General features: G+C 50.6%; 23 protein-coding genes. All 23 read left to right on the plus strand.

Translation table 11 applies throughout. From position 1 onward, the window contains the following. Positions 1–7 precede the first annotated feature (7 nt). The 23 genes from PHS46_03675 to PHS46_03785 all read left to right on the plus strand — a co-directional run bounded on the left by PHS46_03675 (position 8) and on the right by PHS46_03785 (position 17,582). Positions 8–403 carry a class II SORL domain-containing protein gene (locus PHS46_03675; protein MDD3905616.1) on the plus strand — a complete coding sequence of 132 codons (396 nt, stop codon included), beginning with the start codon at positions 8–10 and terminating at the stop codon, positions 401–403. Positions 404–405: 2 nt separating this feature from the next. Further along, on the plus strand, positions 406–1,053 hold the full coding sequence (locus PHS46_03680; protein MDD3905617.1) for an HAD-IA family hydrolase: 648 nt from the start codon (positions 406–408) through the stop codon (positions 1,051–1,053). A 12-nt stretch (positions 1,054–1,065) separates the two neighbouring features. Next, positions 1,066–1,302 carry a glutaredoxin domain-containing protein gene (locus PHS46_03685; protein MDD3905618.1) on the plus strand — a complete coding sequence of 79 codons (237 nt, stop codon included), beginning with the start codon at positions 1,066–1,068 and terminating at the stop codon, positions 1,300–1,302. After that, positions 1,299–2,204, plus strand: coding sequence for an FAD-dependent oxidoreductase (locus PHS46_03690; GenBank protein ID MDD3905619.1), 906 nt, complete (start codon positions 1,299–1,301; stop codon positions 2,202–2,204). The genes PHS46_03685 and PHS46_03690 overlap by 4 nt, the downstream gene beginning before the upstream one ends. Before the next feature lie 5 nt (positions 2,205–2,209). Further along, positions 2,210–2,857: an N-glycosylase/DNA lyase gene (locus tag PHS46_03695; GenBank protein MDD3905620.1), complete on the plus strand. Its 648-nt coding sequence runs from the start codon at positions 2,210–2,212 to the stop codon at positions 2,855–2,857. 208 nt (positions 2,858–3,065) lie between these two features. Then, positions 3,066–4,283 carry a phosphoglycerate kinase gene (locus tag PHS46_03700; protein MDD3905621.1) on the plus strand — a complete coding sequence of 406 codons (1,218 nt, stop codon included), beginning with the start codon at positions 3,066–3,068 and terminating at the stop codon, positions 4,281–4,283. Positions 4,284–4,285: 2 nt separating this feature from the next. Further along, positions 4,286–5,041: a triose-phosphate isomerase gene (gene tpiA / locus PHS46_03705; protein MDD3905622.1), complete on the plus strand. Its 756-nt coding sequence runs from the start codon at positions 4,286–4,288 to the stop codon at positions 5,039–5,041. 27 nt (positions 5,042–5,068) lie between these two features. Continuing rightward, the gene (gene secG / locus PHS46_03710; GenBank protein MDD3905623.1) at positions 5,069–5,389 is read left to right on the plus strand and encodes a preprotein translocase subunit SecG; all 321 of its coding nucleotides are present in this window, start codon (positions 5,069–5,071) and stop codon (positions 5,387–5,389) included. A gap of 17 nt (positions 5,390–5,406) precedes the next feature. Next, positions 5,407–7,011 carry a peptide-binding protein gene (locus PHS46_03715; protein ID MDD3905624.1) on the plus strand — a complete coding sequence of 535 codons (1,605 nt, stop codon included), beginning with the start codon at positions 5,407–5,409 and terminating at the stop codon, positions 7,009–7,011. 155 nt (positions 7,012–7,166) lie between these two features. After that, positions 7,167–7,532, plus strand: coding sequence for a GIY-YIG nuclease family protein (locus PHS46_03720; protein MDD3905625.1), 366 nt, complete (start codon positions 7,167–7,169; stop codon positions 7,530–7,532). Positions 7,533–7,546: 14 nt separating this feature from the next. Beyond that, positions 7,547–8,527 (plus strand): ABC transporter permease, encoded by a 981-nt coding sequence (locus PHS46_03725; protein ID MDD3905626.1) that lies wholly within the window; start codon positions 7,547–7,549, stop codon positions 8,525–8,527. Further along, positions 8,524–9,336 (plus strand): ABC transporter permease, encoded by an 813-nt coding sequence (locus PHS46_03730; protein MDD3905627.1) that lies wholly within the window; start codon positions 8,524–8,526, stop codon positions 9,334–9,336. Before PHS46_03725 ends, PHS46_03730 begins: the two co-directional genes overlap by 4 nt. After that, positions 9,333–10,118: an ABC transporter ATP-binding protein gene (locus PHS46_03735; protein MDD3905628.1), complete on the plus strand. Its 786-nt coding sequence runs from the start codon at positions 9,333–9,335 to the stop codon at positions 10,116–10,118. Before PHS46_03730 ends, PHS46_03735 begins: the two co-directional genes overlap by 4 nt. After that, positions 10,115–10,861 (plus strand): ATP-binding cassette domain-containing protein, encoded by a 747-nt coding sequence (locus PHS46_03740; protein MDD3905629.1) that lies wholly within the window; start codon positions 10,115–10,117, stop codon positions 10,859–10,861. Before PHS46_03735 ends, PHS46_03740 begins: the two co-directional genes overlap by 4 nt. Continuing rightward, positions 10,858–11,616, plus strand: a complete 759-nt coding sequence (locus PHS46_03745) for an endonuclease III (protein MDD3905630.1) — start codon at positions 10,858–10,860, stop codon at positions 11,614–11,616. Before PHS46_03740 ends, PHS46_03745 begins: the two co-directional genes overlap by 4 nt. 2 nt (positions 11,617–11,618) lie before the next feature. Continuing rightward, complete coding sequence (locus PHS46_03750) at positions 11,619–12,068, plus strand: N-acetyltransferase (protein MDD3905631.1); 450 nt, start codon at positions 11,619–11,621, stop codon at positions 12,066–12,068. Next, positions 12,068–13,345, plus strand: a complete 1,278-nt coding sequence (leuC, locus tag PHS46_03755; GenBank protein MDD3905632.1) for a 3-isopropylmalate dehydratase large subunit — start codon at positions 12,068–12,070, stop codon at positions 13,343–13,345. Before PHS46_03750 ends, leuC begins: the two co-directional genes overlap by 1 nt. Position 13,346: 1 nt before the next feature. Continuing rightward, entirely contained in the window at positions 13,347–13,841 is a 495-nt protein-coding gene (locus tag PHS46_03760; GenBank protein ID MDD3905633.1) for a 3-isopropylmalate dehydratase small subunit, read from the plus strand. Position 13,842: 1 nt separating this feature from the next. Further along, on the plus strand, positions 13,843–14,904 hold the full coding sequence (locus PHS46_03765; GenBank protein ID MDD3905634.1) for a 3-isopropylmalate dehydrogenase: 1,062 nt from the start codon (positions 13,843–13,845) through the stop codon (positions 14,902–14,904). 17 nt (positions 14,905–14,921) lie between these two features. Next, a complete protein-coding gene (locus PHS46_03770) occupies positions 14,922–15,941 on the plus strand; it encodes an aspartate-semialdehyde dehydrogenase (GenBank protein MDD3905635.1) in 1,020 nt (339 codons plus the stop codon). A 45-nt stretch (positions 15,942–15,986) separates the two neighbouring features. Then, positions 15,987–16,721: a tRNA pseudouridine(38-40) synthase TruA gene (truA, locus tag PHS46_03775; protein MDD3905636.1), complete on the plus strand. Its 735-nt coding sequence runs from the start codon at positions 15,987–15,989 to the stop codon at positions 16,719–16,721. A gap of 15 nt (positions 16,722–16,736) precedes the next feature. Further along, entirely contained in the window at positions 16,737–16,973 is a 237-nt protein-coding gene (locus PHS46_03780) for a hypothetical protein (protein MDD3905637.1), read from the plus strand. After that, on the plus strand, positions 16,974–17,582 hold the full coding sequence (locus tag PHS46_03785) for an HAD hydrolase-like protein (protein ID MDD3905638.1): 609 nt from the start codon (positions 16,974–16,976) through the stop codon (positions 17,580–17,582). Positions 17,583–17,691 lie beyond the last annotated feature (109 nt).

Genomic DNA, 17,691 nt, shown 5'->3' on the forward strand with positions numbered 1-17,691 from the left:
TGACAATATGGCTCAGTTAAACGAAATATTCCAGTCGGCTGATTGGAAAAAAGAGAAACACATCCCGGTTATCGACGCGCCCGCCGATGTAAAAAAGGGCGAGTTTTTTCGCATATCGGTATGTGTGGGCAAGGAGATAGCGCATCCTAACACGACCGCTCACCACATAATGTGGATAGCGGTATTCTTTTTGCCGGACGGTGAAAAGTTCCCGTACCAGATAGGCAGGGCTGAGTTTGACGCGCATGGCGCGTCTACACTCGGCGCGGATACGAGCACTGTATTTACCCATTCCGAGGCTGTATTGTCCATGAAGACGGACAAGCCCGGAACCATTATGGCTACCTCGTATTGCAATATACACGGCCTATGGCAGGATTCGAAGAAAATAGGGGTGAAGTAATTTTGCAAATTAAAGTAAACACCATCTTCTTTGACATCGACGGCACTCTCATTGACGCAAGGCAGGATATCGTTAACGCGATGAACCACGCCCTCCGGCAAATGGGCTTTCCCGAGAAATCCTTCGGCAGTATAGTCTCTTATGTCGGCACCGGGGTAAAAGACCTGGTTGCCAGGAGCCTCGATTCGGACGATGCCGGACTAATCGATAAGGCGGCCGGGATGTACAGCGATTATTATATGGCGCATCCCGCGGATAAGGCGTATCTCTACCCACACGCCAAAGAGATACTTGAATATTTCAAAAATAAACGAAAGATCATTCTTACCAATAGATACGCGAGATTTGCCGACGCCGTGCTTAAGGCGCTCGGCATACGTGATTACTTCGAGGATATTATCGGCGGCGATGATGAGAATTGCATTAAACCATCCGCATGCGTACTGGATCCGTATGTCGCGCGGTTGGGCATAGCCAAGCCAGAGGCGCTCATAGTAGGCGACATGGCTATCGATGTCGAAACCGGCAAGAACTCGGGGATCAAGACCTGCTGGATACGCCACGGACTGGGTAAGGCCGCGGACGTCGAACCGCTTAAGCCGGATTTCACGATAGACGATCTCGCGGAGTTGAAAAACATAATAATATAGGAGGTAACCGGTATGAAAAAAGTAACTGTTTACAGCACGCCTACCTGCCCGTTCTGCATACGGGCAAAACAGTACCTTAAAGATAATAATATTCCATTCGACGACATAGATGTCTCCGAGGATGAGAAGAAAGCCCAGGAGATGATAAAGCGCTCGGGCCAGATGGGCGTTCCGGTTATCGAGATAGACGGCGCGATAATCGTAGGATTTGATAAAGATAAGATAAAGGATGCTTTGGATATAAAATGATCTACGATCTGATCATTATAGGCGCGGGCCCTGCCGGTATTACCGCGGCGGTATACGCCGCCCGTAAGCGGATGAGTTTTATCGTCATCACCGGCGATGTCGGCGGCCAGGCGGCCTGGTCGGGCGATATCGAAAATTATACGGGTTACCAGTTCATTACAGGCCCGGACCTTGTCGGCAAGTTCGAAGAGCATATGCGTAAATACGGCATTACCGTCAGGGAAAACGAGCCTGCAGTTGATATTGTCAGGGCGGGAGGCGTGATACGCGTGAAGACCGCGAAGGCCCAGTACGAGGCGAAGGCGGTTATAATAGCGTCGGGCAAAGTTTCCAAAGAGCTCGGTGTCCCGGGTGAGAAGGAATTCAAGAACAGGGGGCTTACCTACTGCGCCACCTGCGACGGCCCGCTATTCGCCGGCAAGGATGTGGCGGTCATAGGCGGCGGCAACTCCGCGCTGGATGCCGCGCTTCAGCTGATGAAGATAGCCGCCCGGGTCTATGTCGTGAACGCTACCTCCGCGCTGGGCGGTGACGCGGTGATGCGCGAAAAAGTGGAAGCGAGCGATAAGGTTACGGTGCGAAACGACGCGCAGGTGACGGCCGTATCGGGCGATAAGTTCGTAACCGGCATAAAGATAAAGCGCGGCGGCAAGATCGAGGATATCCCGGTGGGCGGGGTATTCGTGGAGATAGGGCTTCTGCCCAATTCCGAGTTCGCCCGCACGATAGAGAAGAACGCGCGCGGCGAGATAAAGATTAATTGCAGAAATGAGACCAATATTCCCGGGGTGTTCGCGGCAGGGGATGTTACCGATGTTCCCGAAAAACAGATAGTCATAGCGGCAGGAGAAGGGTCTAAGGCCGCCCTCGCCGCTTTCAAATATATAAACCAGAGCAAATAACATCTATGGATAACTCCATCCGCGCCCTCAAAGAAGCGCATAAAAGTCTCCGTCCACAAATAAAGAAGCGTCTCGCCGAATTCCGGCATATCCATAAAGCAAGCGACGAAGAGATATTCCCCGAACTCTGCTACTGCATCCTTACCGCCAATGCCAACGCCGTTAAATGCGACCTGGCTATAAGTGAACTTAAGAAACGCGGTCTTTTGCTTAAAGGCACGGCCGCCCGTATACGCCCGCACATAAAGGGGCGGGCGAGGTTTCATAATAAGAAAGCCGAGTACATAATAGGCGCCAGGAAGATTTTTTCCGGCGGCGGCGCTATCGATATTAAACGGCACATAAAACCTAAAGATGTTTTTAAAGTACGTGAATGGCTGGTCGAGAATATAAAGGGCTTCGGATATAAGGAGGCGAGCCATTTTTTGCGCAATATCGGCTTAGGGCGGGACATAGCCATATTGGACAGGCATATTTTAGCCAATCTTAAAAAATACGGGGTGATCGCCCGCGTGCCGGATTCCGTCGGCGCAAGGAGTGTCTATCTTGAGATAGAAGACAAGATGAGGGCCTTCTCAAAGAAGGTCGGGATACCCCTTGAGCACATGGATTTACTCTTCTGGGCCATGCAGACAGGATTTGTATTTAAATAAAAATGATTCGTTGTATTCCGTCAAAAATCACTTGCCAACCCAACGGGACAGGCCTAAGATACTATCAAGGGACAGGTCTGGGATGGCGACAAGAACCGTCCCCAAATTTTATTTAAGACTTAACACTCCACTGAATGTCCACTGAAATGGCCTTGACAAAACCTGCCGACGCTACTATAATCTTATCCCTTAACATTAGGAGTTAAAAATGGCAAAGAAGACGATAAAAGACGTGGATTTAAAGGGCAAGAGGGCTCTTATCCGGGTCGATTTTAACGTTCCCCTCGATGACAATCTGAATATAACCGACGATATAAGGATACGGTCAGCCGTTCCTACTATAAAATACGCGTTGGATAAAGGCGCAAAAGTCATTCTCATGAGCCATCTCGGCAGGCCGGATGGAAAGCCGGACGAGGCTCTGCGGTTGTCTCCTGCGGCAAAACGTCTGCGGGAACTTCTTGGTAGGCCCGTTACCGCTCTTAAAGATTGCGTAGGCAGTGATGTGGAAAAAGCGGTTTCGGACATGAAGCCCGGCGATGTTATATTGCTCGAGAATTTGAGGTTCCACGCCGAAGAAGAGAAGAACGACCCCGCCTTCGCTAAAAAGCTCGCGTCCTTAGGCGACGTATTTATCAACGACGCGTTCGGCACAGCCCACAGGGCGCATGCGTCGACGGAAGGAGTTACGCACTACCTGCCGTCTGTTGCCGGGTTCCTATTGGAGAAAGAGATACAGTATCTCGGCAATACCGTTGCCGATCCGAAGAGGCCGTTCGTCGCGATACTCGGCGGAGCGAAGGTCAAAGACAAGATAAAGGTTATAGATAATCTGCTCGATAAGGTCGACGCGCTTCTTATAGGCGGCGGCATGGCGTACACATTCCTGAAAGCGCAGGGCAAGACTATAGGTTCTTCCAAGCTGGATAAAGACGGCCTCGAGACGGCTAAGAACGCGCTCGATAAAGCCACTAAAAAGAAGATACCGATATTGCTTCCTGTCGACAACGTCATCGCGGATAAATTTGACGCGAATGCCGAAACACAGATCGTCGGTGAGAATATACCGGACGGATGGATGGGGCTCGACATAGGCCCGAAGACGATAAAGCTTTTTGAAGACAAGCTGAAAACCGCCAAAACCATTCTATGGAACGGGCCGGTCGGCGTATTCGAAATGGATAAGTTTGCCAAAGGTACCGAAGAAGTCGCGAAGTTCATAGCGGGCCTTAAAGGCGCTATTTCTATTATAGGCGGCGGAGACACGGCCGCGGCCATGGCTAAGTTCAAAGTTGACGGCAAAATGACACACATATCGACGGGCGGCGGCGCTTCGCTGGAATATCTCGAAGGGCGCGGCCTTCCGGGGATAGACGCGCTGATGGATAAAGGCTGTTCCTGCTGTAGTTGCGGAGGGGCGAAATAATAATGAGACGGATAATAATCGCGGGTAACTGGAAGATGAATAAGAACATAGCGGAATCGATCGATCTTGCCAATTCCGTAAAGAGGCTATTATACGATACCGAAGGCATAGAGATAGTGGTATGTCCGCCATTCGTATCCTTGAGCGATGTCAATGAGGTCGTCATGGAATCGAATATCGGCCTCGGAGCGCAGGATGTTTACTGGGAGAAGGAAGGCGCGTTCACGGGCGAGGTATCCTGCGGAATGCTGAAGAGCGCCGCCTGCGGATACTGCATAGTGGGGCATTCGGAGAGAAGGCAGTTTTTCGGCGAGACGAATACTATGGTAAATAAAAAGGCAAAAGCTCTTCTGGCCGCGGGCATTAAACCTATCGTTTGTGTCGGGGAGAAGCTCGAAGATAGAAAAGCCAATAAAACATTCAATGTAATAAAGGATCATATTGCCGGTTCGCTTGCCGGATTAACGAAAGAGGACATGGAGAGCGTAATCATAGCTTACGAGCCGGTCTGGGCGATAGGAACCGGTGTTAACGCTACCAAGGAGCAGGCCCAGGAAGTACATAAATATATACGCGGCCTCATAAAAGAGATGTTCGATGATTCCGTCGCGAAATCCGTGAGGATACAATACGGCGGTAGTGTGAAGCCGGAGAACGCGAAGGAACTTATGTCGCAGGAAGATGTCGACGGTGCGCTTGTAGGCGGGGCGAGCCTGAAGGCGGAGACATTCGCCCAGATAGTGCGTAACTGTTTATAAAGCGAATAACTAAAGAGCGAGGTTGATATGTTATACGGGTTGGTCATTGCGATACACGTGATAGCGTCGTTGGTGCTGATAGCCGTTATATTACTGCAGGCGGGCCGCGGCGGTGGGTTAAGCGAAACATTCGGCGGTAGCTCGACACAGACGCTTTTCGGCACGAAGACGTCGGTTTTCTTGGCGCGCGCTACGGCGGCCTCGGCGATAATTTATATAATTACATGCCTTGCGCTGGCAGTCATGACGAGCCACCAGAGCAAATCTCTGGTGTCGCAGGGTACCACGATGCCTATGCCTGTCCAGGGCGGCGCAAATCCTTTAGCCGACGAGCCGATGGATTTCTAAGAAATGATGAGATAAATATGTTCGTTGTACGAAAGATAAAAATACCGCTGATTATCCTGGCGGTATTTTTTTTGTTCTCATCCGGTTCGTCGGGCGCTTCCGATGACCCGCATGGCGATGCCATAGTCGTAAGTTCTATAAGCGATCCCAGAACGCTTATTCCGATACTTGCTTCGGATTCGGCCTCAAGCGATATCTGTGGCATGATATTTAACGGCCTTATCAAATACGATAAAACCGTTCGCATAACAGGCGATCTCGCCGAGAATTGGGAAATCTTAGACGGCGGCGCTGTCATAGTATTCCATCTGAAAAAAAATGTGCGCTGGCATGACGGCGCGCCATTTACCGCAAAAGACGTACTATTCACGTACGAAAAATTGGTTGATCCCGTAGTAAAGACGCCGTACAGCGGTGATTTCGACAGGATAAAATCGGTAGAAATCCCGGACGAGTATACGGTTAAAATTATTTACAAGGAGCCGTTCGCGCCGGCGCTTTCCAGCTGGGGCATGTGGATAATGCCGGAACATTTACTGAAAGGCGAAGATCTGAATAAGTCGTCTTTTTCGCGTAATCCCATAGGTACCGGGCCGTATAAGTTCAAATCGTGGAGGACGGGAGAGAAGATAGAGCTCGTCTCGAATCGCGACTATTTCGAAGGAAGGCCTTATATCGATAGATACATATACCGCATAATACCCGACGACGCCACGATATTTCTCGAACTCCAGACGCAGGGCGTGGATATGGCCGGGCTATCGCCTCTGCAATATGCGCGGCAGACGGGTAACAAATTCTTCCGCGGGCATTATAATAAATTCAGATATCCAGGTTTCGGTTATACCTATATGGCTTACAATCTCGCCGATCCGAGATTCGGCGACATCAGGGTGCGGCAGGCTATAAACTACGCCGTCGATAAAGACGCGATGGTGAAGGCGATATTCTTCGGCCTCGCCGAGGTTACGACCGGGCCTTTTATGAAGGATTCGTGGGCGTACAATAAGGATGTGAAGCCAGCTCCGTACAACATCGCGAAGGCAAGGGCGCTTTTGCGCGAAGCGGGTTGGGAGGATACCGATAAGGACGGGTGGGTCGAAAAGGAGAGAAGGGTTTTCGAGTTCACGATCCTCGTAAATCAGGGAAACGGTGAGCGGCAACGCGCCGCCGAGATGATACAGAATGACCTTAAAGCCGTCGGGATAAGGATGAAGATACGCGTCGTCGAGTGGAGCACGCTCATCGGCGAATTCCTGGGCAAGAAGCGTTTTGAGGCGGTGCTCATGGGATGGTTCCTCGGCCGCGACCCGGATAATTACGATATATGGCATTCGTCAAAGACTCGAGAGGGGGAGTTTAATTTTATCGGGTATAAAAACGCGGAGGTCGACCGCCTGCTTGCGGAAGGCCGGCGCACGTTCGACGAAGCAAGGCGCGCGGCGATATACCGCCGGGTGCATGAGATCATCTACGCGGATCAGCCGTACATGTTCCTCTATTCGGCCGATATGTTGCCGATAGTGAATTCGCGCTTCCGTAACGTCGAATCCTCGCCCATCGGCATCGGGTACAATTTTATAAAGTGGTACGTGCCGAAAAGTGAGCAACGATACAGGTAAAATTTCCTCTTGTAAGGAGTGGAAAATTTAATCGGTGCCGTCGTGGCGTGAGAGGGCACCCCCGGAGTGGAAAAACGTAGTATATTCTTCGAGCGAGGACAAAATTATTCCGAGTATTCGAAGAATAATTTTGGACGAGTCGAGAAGTTCATTTTATGAATCAATGGAAATGGTATGTTTATATAATCGAATGCAAGGACGGCACATACTATACGGGAATGACTTGGAAACCCGACCTCAGATATGATCAGCATCTTTCCGGTCTGGGTGGAGTCTATACTGCAAAGCATGGTGTGAAAAAAATGGCTTATATCGAGGAACATGAGGAGATTGAGGCGGCACGAACGAGAGAAAAACAAATTAAAGGATGGGGCCAGAAAAAGAAGAGGAAATTAATATCGGGGCAGTGGGGGGAAATAGTGGTAGTATTTTGTTTAGTTGCTTTGGATGTTCTCGACTCGCTCCTGCTTCGGCTTCGCCTCGCAGTCGCTCGCTCGAACAATAATATTTTGGAAGATTGAAGATTAAGGAAAAAATGTTGCATTACATCGCTAAAAGATTGGCGGGGCTCATACCGGTATTTTTCGGGATAACGATAGTCTCGTTCCTCGTGATACATATCGCGCCGGGAAAACCGACCGACATGCAGACGAGCTTAAACCCGAAGGTATCTTTCGAGGCGCGCGAGCGGCTTGACAAATTGTATGGGCTCGACAAGCCGCTTCACGTCCAGTACTTCGATTGGTTCAAGCGCTTCTGCTTTTTCGACTTCGGACGCTCGTACGTCGACGATAGGCCCGTCGCTTCCAAGATCGCCGAACGCATCCCGATAACACTGCTCATAAACGCGCTGGCGATGATATTGATATTAGCTGTCGGGATACCTCTGGGCGTTATCTCGGCGGTAAAACGCGGTTCGTTCCTCGACAAGTCCACAGCCGTTATCGCTTTTATCGGATTCTCCGTGCCGGAGTTCTGGCTCGCCCTGCTTTTAATGAGTTTATTCGCGATAAATTTAAATTGGCTTCCGATATCGGGCATCAAATCCCTCGATTTCGAATATTATTCCATAACCGGAAAGATATTGGACGTCGCCAGGCACCTGATACTGCCGGTGGCGATAACGGCGTTCGGGGCTCTGGCGGGCATCTCCAGGTACATGCGCTCGGCCATGATCGGTGTTATCCATCAGGACTATATCAGGACGGCGCGCGCGAAAGGTCTCGACGAGCGGCAGGTCATATACCGGCACGCGCTGAAGAACGCGGCGTTACCGGTCATCACGATATTGGGATTGTCCGTTCCCGGGCTCATAGGCGGCAGTGTCATATTCGAATCGATATTCGCCATCCCGGGGATGGGCCGGTTATTTTATGAATCCGTTATGGCGAGGGACTACCCGACGATAATGGGCATCCTCTCGATAGGCGCGATACTTACTTTACTGGGAAATCTCCTCGCCGATATAGCGTACTCATACGCCGATCCGAGGATACGCGTTACGGAGACAGAATGAAGAATAAGCTGACACTGACGGCGCTTTTATTCATAACCGTGATACTGCTATTCGCGCTCTTCGCGCCTTTGATAGCGCGATACGATCCGTCGGCGATAGATACGAATGCCATACTCCAGGGCCCGTCGGGCGCGCACATATTCGGGACCGATACGCTCGGCCGCGATATTTTCTCCCGTATAGTATATGGCTCGAGGATATCGCTCTCCATCGGATTTATCGCTGTGGGCATAGCGGTAGTTATAGGATTATTCTTCGGTTCTATCGCCGGATATTACGGCGGCAGGGTGGACTCTATCATAATGCGTTTTGTCGATATCATGCTTTGCTTCCCGACGTTCTTTCTGATACTTGCCGTGATAGCGATACTCGAGCCGTCGATATTCAATATCATGGCCGTCATAGGCGCCACGAGCTGGATGGGCACCTCGCGCCTCGTGCGAGCCGAAATATTAGCGCTCAAAGAGCGTGATTTTATTTCCGCCGCGCGGGTCATGGGCGCCGGAGACGTGTGGATAATAGTCCGGCACCTGATCCCCAACGCGATAGGCCCCGTACTCGTGAGCGCCACTCTCGGCATAGGCGGCGCCATACTTACGGAGTCGGCATTGAGTTTCCTGGGTATCGGCGTTCAACCGCCGACGCCGAGCTGGGGCAATATCCTGATGGACGGCAAATCGACCCTGGGAGTGGCATGGTGGCTTACGGTATTCCCGGGGCTATTCATATTATTTACGGTGCTTTCGTATAATCTCCTGAGTGAAGCTTTGCGCGACAATCTGGATCCGCGTACGAAGGAAACCATATGAAGATATTGCAGGTAAATGATCTTAAGGTGTATTTTACTGCCGCCCGGGGCGTAGTGAAGGCCGTCGACGGCGTAAGTTTCGACATAGAAAAAAATAAGGTCTTCGGGCTCGTCGGGGAATCGGGTTCAGGCAAGACGATGACGGCGCTTGCGCTACTTAAACTGGTTTCAGCGCCCGGCGCGACAGTAAGCGGTAATGTTATATTCTCCGGCGCCGATCTTTTTAAATTGAAAGATGAGCCTCTGCGCGCTGTGCGCGGATCAAAGATAGCGATGGTCTTTCAGGATCCGTCGAGTTCGTTCAACCCGGTGTTTACCGTAGGCCGGCAGGTGGCCGAGGCCGTGCTGGCGCATCGCGCCATGCCCTACGCGAAGGCAAAAGAGATCGCGCTCGAATATCTGAGGCGAGTCCACCTGCGCGACCCGCTGAGGATATTCGATGATTACCCGCACCAGCTCTCCGGTGGCACCAAACAACGGATCATGATAGCCATGGCGCTTGTCAATTCGCCGGAACTTCTTATCCTCGACGAGCCGACGACGGCTTTGGATGTAACGATACAGGCTCAGATACTCGAGCTTCTCGAGGAGATAATAGAAAAAGAGAAGCTGTCGATACTCTTTATCAGCCATGATTTCGGCATAATCGCTCGGATGTGCGATGAGGTTGGTGTGATGTATAAAGGAAAGATGGTCGAGCGGGGATATACGAAAAATATATTGAATGCTCCGCGGGAGAAATACACGATATCGCTTTTGGAGTCGGTGAAGGCGCTTATATGAGCATATTGATATGCGATAATTTAAAAAAATATTTCCCGGTACGCAGAGGATATCTCCGAAAGGACTTCGGTACGGTCAAAGCCGTCGACGGCGTAAGTTTCGAGATAGCCGCGGGAGAGACTTTCGGGCTCGTCGGGGAATCCGCCTGCGGCAAGACGACTTTGGGAAAGCTCATCCTCGGTATCTTAAAGCCGGATTCGGGCGGGGTGAAACTGTCGACCCGTCGCCGCCAGGTGATATTCCAGGACCCGCATAGTTCGCTCGATCCGAAGATGCGGGTGCGCGATATAATAGCGGAAGGGCTTTTACTGCACGGCGCAGTAACGCGTAGACTGGAGATAGATAAAAAAGTCCGCGACGCGCTCGGGTTAGTTAATCTGCTCGCGACATCCGCGGATAAATATCCCCATCAATTTTCAGGAGGGGAGCGCCAGCGCATCGCGATAGCGCGCGCGGTGATAACCGGCCCGGAGTTTATCGTCTGCGACGAGCCTGTGTCGAGCTTAGACGTGACCGTGCAGTTGCAGATATTGAGACTTTTAAAAAAGATACAGAAGGATTTTAAAATAACTTATCTTTTTATAAGCCACGACCTGAGAGTGGTCAGATACATGTGCGACAGGGTTGCGGTAATGAAGGATGGGCGGATAATAGAAGAGGGCCCGGCCCGGTTGGTATATTCGAACCCGTCGGAGCCGTACACCAGATTATTACTTTCATCGATTCCGGACTATAAAATATGAACCTTCGGGATAGAGCAAAGAAGATATTATATCTGCTTGAAGCCGCGTACGGCCGTCCCGCGCTGTTTGTCAAAGACGAGCCCGTGGATGTTCTTGTGCGCACGATATTGTCGCAAAATACGTCGGACAAAAACTCTGTCCCGGCTTTTAACGCGCTCAAAAAACATTTCGTGTCGTGGGAGAGGGCGCTTTGCGCGCCGGTACCGGAGATAACAGAGATAATAAAACATGCGGGCCTGGCGAATATAAAAGCGCGCAGGATAAAAGCGGTTCTCGCGGAGATAAAAAAGCGCGAAGGCAGGATTGACTTGGCCGGTCTTGACCGTTTAGACGATGAAGGCGCGGGTGAATACCTCGAATCGCTGGGCGGGGTGGGGCCGAAGACGGCCTCGTGCGTCCTTTTGTTCGCGTTCGATAGGCCCGTAATGCCGGTTGATACGCATATTTTCCGGGTGGCTAAACGGTTGTCCCTTATAGGCGCCGGTACGGACATAAAACAGGCGCATAAAGCGTTGACAAAAATTATTCCAAAGGACTTGATATACGCCTTCCATTTATGTATAATAGTGCACGGTCGCAGGACCTGCAAATCGCAAACCCCAAAGTGCGGGGTTTGTGTTGTTTATGGCCTTTGTGGATATGAAAAGAAATCCGTCATTGCGAGCGAAGCGAAGCAATCTAAAAACGAGATTGCTTCGGATTCGCCTGCCTTCGGCAGTCAGCCGCATCCTCGCAATGACGATGAAAGCGAGTAAGCGTGATACGTAAGGCTAAGGTAACCGACGTTAAAAGGATCCAGGAACTTATCGGCTATTATGCCAAACGCGATAAGATGTTGCCGAGGTCGTTAAACGAGCTTTATGAAAATATACGAGACTTCTTTGTATATGTGGACGGCAAAAAGGTCTGCGGATGTTGCGCGCTTCACATCGACTGGGAGGATCTTTCGGAAATAAAATCGCTGGCGGTCGCGCCGGGAAAATCGGGTAAGGGGATAGGCAGGAAGCTCCTGAACGAATGTATGAAAGAGGCGAAGACGCTCAAATTGAAAAAAGTCTTCGCCCTTACTTACGCGCCGGGTTTTTTCGAGAAGCTCGGATTTCATGTGATCAACAAATCCGACCTTCCGCATAAGATATGGAGCGAGTGCATTAAATGCGTCTATTTTCCGGGATGTAAGGAAATAGCCGTGATGAGGGAAATATAATGGGATATACGATAACCGAAAAGATATTGCTGAAACACACGAAAGAAAAAGAGGTGCACCCCGGCAAGTTCATCGACGCTAAAGTCGATCTCTGTCTGGGTAACGACATCACCGCGCCGTTCGCTATAGAGGAGTTCGAGAAGCTCGGCACGAAGAAGGTGTTTGACAGGAACAGAGTTGTGCTTGTGCCAGACCATTTCGCGCCCGCTAAAGACATGAAGAGCGCCAATCAGTGCAAGGTGCTGGCTACATTCGCGAAAAAATACGGCGTGAAGAACTACTTCGAGATAGGCCGGATGGGGATAGAGCACGCGCTCCTGCCGGAGATGGGGCTCGTCCTGCCCGGAGATCTGGTGATAGGGGCGGACTCCCACACGTGCACTTACGGGGCCCTGGGCGCGTTCTCCTCGGGCGTGGGTTCGACGGATCTCGCCGCGGCTATTGCGACGGGTGAATGCTGGCTTAAAGTGCCGGAGTCGATGAAATTTGTTTACTACGGGAAATTGCCGAAATGGGTCGGCGGCAAAGACCTTATACTTTATACAATAGGTGACATCGGAGTCGACGGGGCGCGTTACCGGGCGATGGAGTTCTGCGGCGAGACCATCGAATCTCTCGGTATAGACGATCGCCTGAGCATGTGCAACATGGCCATAGAGGCCGGCGGGAAGAACGGTATCATAGCGCCGGATAAAATTACTTCAAAATATATAAAAGCGATAAAAAATAAACCGAGGCAGGGTTTCGGAAAAATATACGAAAGCGATAAAGATGCCGTCTACGCCGCCGTCAAAGAGTATGACGTCAGGAAGATAACCGAGCCGGTCGTAGCGTGCCCGAATCTGCCGAGCAACACAAAGCCGGTCAGCCGGCTTAAAAATGTCGCGGTCGACCAGGTCGTCATCGGCTCGTGCACGAACGGCAGGATAACGGACATGAGGCTTGCCGCGAAGATACTGCGCGGCAAAAAAGTCAACCCGTCCGTCCGGCTGATAGTGATACCCGGGACGCAGAAGATATACTTGGAATGTGTGAATGAGGGGCTCGCGAAGATATTTGTGGAAGCGGGCGGGGTATTCTCGACGCCGACCTGCGGGCCGTGCCTGGGCGGGCACATGGGCATCCTCGCCGAGGGCGAGACGGCCATCGCGACGACCAATAGGAACTTCGTCGGCCGCATGGGGCATCCTAATAGCGCCGTTTATTTATCCAACCCGGCTGTCGCCGCGGCGACGGCAATAACCGGGAAGATCACTCACCCGGACGAGGTGATGTAATATGATACGCAAATCCAAAGCGCATAAATTCGGAAACGATATAAATACCGACGATATAATAGCCGCCAAATATCTCAATACGACCGACAGGGCGGAACTGGCGAGCCATTGCATGGAACATATCGTCAAAGATTTCGCAAGCTCGATGAAGCCGGGGGATGTCATAGTAGCGGGGAAAAATTTCGGTTGTGGCTCGTCGAGAGAGCACGCCCCCATAGCGATAAAAGCCGCCGGGGCATCGTGCGTTATAGCGGATAGTTTCGCAAGGATATTTTTCCGCAACAGTATCAATATCGGCCTTCCTATAATAGAATCCAGGGAGGCTTCGGATAGGATCGAGGCGGGGGATGAGGTGCAGATAGATACGAAAGCCGGGCTAATAAAGAACCTTACGCGAAAAGAGACTTACAAGATAGAGAAATATCCGCCGTTTATGCAGGCTATATTTGCCTCCGGCGGATTGATCGAATCATTAAAGAGAAAAAGGAAAAAATAAAATGGCGGTAAAAAATTATAAGATAGCGGTGATAGCCGGTGATGGGACAGGACCTGAAGTCGTAGCCGAAGGATTAAAAGTCCTGAAAGCGGCGTCGAAGAAATTCGGTTTTACATATACTGAAACGCCTTTCGATTACGGTGGCGCCAGATATTTAAAGACGGGCAAGACGATAACCGACGAGGAGCTTGAGGGATTAAAGAAATTCGACGCGATATTTTTAGGAGCCATAGGTCATCCGGACGTAAAACCCGGTATCCTGGAGCAGGGGATATTGCTTAAGACGAGGTTTGGCCTCGACCAGTATATTAATTTAAGGCCGGTGAAATTATACAGCTCCGCGTTCTGTCCGTTGAAAGACAAGAAGCCGGAAGATATCGATTTTGTCGTCGTGCGCGAAAACTCCGAAGGGCTTTATAAAGGTATGGGCGAGTTTCAGAATAAGGGTAAAGCCGATGAAGTCGCGATACAACTTTCTTATAATACACGGAAGGGTGTCGAGCGCTGTATCCGTTACGCGTTCGAGTTCGCGAGGAAGCGCAACAAGAGAAAAAAACTGACTCTTTGCGGCAAAACGAACGTATTGACATACGCCTGGGATCTATGGCAGAGAACGTTTGATGAAGTGAAAAAGGATTATCCGGACATCCAGACAGATTACGTGCACGTCGACGCTACGACGATGTGGTTTGTGAAAAACCCCGAGTGGTTCGACGTTATAGTAACCGACAATCTTTTCGGTGATATTATAACCGATCTCGGAGCGATGATACAGGGCGGTATGGGAATCGCGGCCGGAGGCAATATAAACCCGGAAGGCGTTTCGATGTTCGAACCTATCGGCGGTTCCGCGCCGAAATACACCGGCAAGCATATTATTAACCCTCTCGCGGCTATATGCGCGGGCGGGATGCTCCTCGATAATATCGGCCAGCCCGCGGCGGCAAAGGCGATCGAGAGCGCCGTTATAAAGGTGGCGAGCGCGAAGCTGAAGAGTTTAGCGGCGGGGAAGATGGGGTACTCGACCGAAGAAGTCGGGGACTTGGTGGTAGCGAACTTATAAGAATAAGCGAGCAAGTTATGAAAAAAGTCAATGTAGCTATAATGGGCGCGACAGGCGCCGTAGGCAACTGTTTTCTTAAGATACTGGAAGAGAGATCGTTTCCTATCAACAAGATACGTCTTCTTGCCTCCGAACGCTCGAAGGGCAAGACGCTCAAATTTATGGGCAAAGAGCACCCGATAGAAGTGCTGACCCACGATTCTTTCAAAGACATAGACATTGTACTGGCTTCGGCGGGCGCTTCGCGTTCGATGGAGTTTTTACCGAGCGCGGTCGCGGCGGGCGCTGTGTGCGTCGATAATTCAAGCGCTTTCAGGATGGATGAAGAGGTGCCGCTCGTCGTGCCGGAAGTGAATCCGCAGGATATAAAAAAACATAAAGGCATAATCGCCAATCCTAATTGCTCCACCATACAGATGGTTGTGGCGCTCTGCCCGATACATAAGGCCGCGAAGATAAAAAGGATAGTCGTTACTACTTTTCAATCGGTTTCCGGCGGCGGACAGAAGAAGATAACCGAATTATGGGAGCAATCTAAAATTTTTACCGGTAGGGCGCACTTTAGTGTGCCCTGTATACCGATAAGGCCGACGGAGTTTCCGTACCAGATCGCGTTCAATCTGATTCCACAGATAGACGTATTCATGGATAACGGCTATACCAAAGAAGAGATGAAGATGGTTAATGAGACCCGCAAGATAATGGGCGACGATTCGATCAAGGTAAATGCCACATGCGTGCGGGTGCCGGTATTCTACGCCCATTCCGAGAGCGTCAATATCGAGACCGAAAAATATATCAGCGCAAACGAAGTCCGCGAGCTTCTCCTGAAAGCGCCCGGTGTCAGGCTTATCGACGACCCCATGAATAAGAAATACCCGATGCCCGTAGATGCGGAGGGTAAAGACCTGACCCTTGTCGGGCGTATCCGCCAGGATGATTCTGTAAAGAACGGTATTTCAATGTGGGTTGTAGCCGATAATATCCGTAAAGGCGCCGCCTTGAACGCGATTCAGATCGCGGAATATCTTATATAATATTATACAACCTACGCGGTTACCGCGTAGGTTGACATGGTTACTATGCGTAATATCAAACTCACCATCCGTTACGATGGTACCCGCTATGCTGGCTGGCAATCGCAGACGAACGGCCTTGCCATCCAGGATGTCATCCAGGACGCTATCGCTAAGATAACCGGCGCCCGTCCCTCGCTTATAGGCTCGGGCCGTACCGACGCGGGCGTCCATGCCGAAGCCCAGGTCGCCAATTTCAGGACACGCTCGAAGATACCGCTCAAGAATCTTGTGATGGCCCTTAACACCAATCTTCCCAAAGATATCGCGATAACCGCCGCGGAAGAGGTCGCGTTGAAATTCAATGCCCAGAAAAACGCGCGCTCGAAACTCTATCGTTATACGATAATGAATAACGATTATATGGATCCGCTCGTCCGGCATTTCGCGGCAAAGTGTTACTACAAGCTCGATCTGCGTCTTATGCGCCGCGCCGCCCGGCATATCGTAGGCAGACATGACTTTCGTTCGTTCAGGGCTACGGGCGGTACCGATGGTAATGCCGTCAGGACGGTGAAGTACATTGAAATTGAAAAAGCGGGGGACATGGTGTATATTTACATAGAAGCGAACGGTTTTCTCTATAATATGGTGCGTAATATCGTCGGTACCATTATTGAAGCCGGCCGGGGCAAGATATCGGCCGATAGCGTCAAAGAGATCATCCGTAAACGCGATATAAGATTTTCCGGGCCTACCATGCCTGGCAAGGGGCTATGCATGGTTAAGGTGCGGTATTAAAAAAGGGGGCATGATATGTGTAAAGACGTATTTTTGTTTTGCCTATCGCTTGCGCTCGGTTACGTTCTTTGCGTTATCGCGAAGAAACAGGTTTCAGTATTGAAAACTCTTGGTTATACGCTCGGCGTATCGATAATAGCGCTCACCTTTCTTACGGCCCTTATCGCGGTTCATACGGCACCTGCGATCAAATGCCCTTGCGGCCATATGCACGGCAAGATGCCCTGCATGGCGATGATGAAGCATAAATAAGTGAAGAATAAATACGACACGATAGTATTTGATCTTGGCAATACGGTCATAAGGTTCGACCATAATATTTCCGCAGGGAAGCTGGTTAACCTTTTTAATCTGGACCAGAAGAAGGTCTATGATTTCTTTTTTGACTCGGAGATAACCAGAGCCTTCGAAAAAGGCTTGTTATCTCCGAGGGGGTTTTATATAAAGGCAACGGAGTTCCTTGGGATAAAAATATCCTACGAGGACTTTGTGCCGATCTGGAATGATATTTTCCGGGAAGACGAAAAAGTCTGCCGTCTTGCCAGGCAGTTAAAGAAGACCCACCGGTTGTTTCTCCTGTCCAATGTGAATCGCCTGCACTTCGAATACATCGAGGAGAAGTTTGACATAATAAAGATATTCGACGAGCTGGTTCTGTCGTTTGTTGTCGGCGCCGTCAAGCCGGAACGGCCGATATTCGACGATGTCGTGCGCCGCGCCGGCGGCGATAGGTCGAGAATGCTTTACATCGACGACCGCGAAGACCTTATTAAGGAAGCGACCGCTTTAGGCATACCCTCTATCCGCTTCGAAGGCGCCGATAAATTGAAAGATCAGCTCTCCGAACTCGGCGTAATTTAAGATTTCAAAAAGTTAGTTTTATCCACTTGACATATCTTTCCGCTGTGGTAAACTAAACATACTTTTGCATTCGGTTTATATGGACAACGATGCTTGGCGCTAGAAAGGC

The organism is Candidatus Omnitrophota bacterium (assembly GCA_028699255.1).
Classification (GTDB): Bacteria; Omnitrophota; Gorgyraeia; order 2-01-FULL-45-10; family 2-01-FULL-45-10; genus FEN-1322.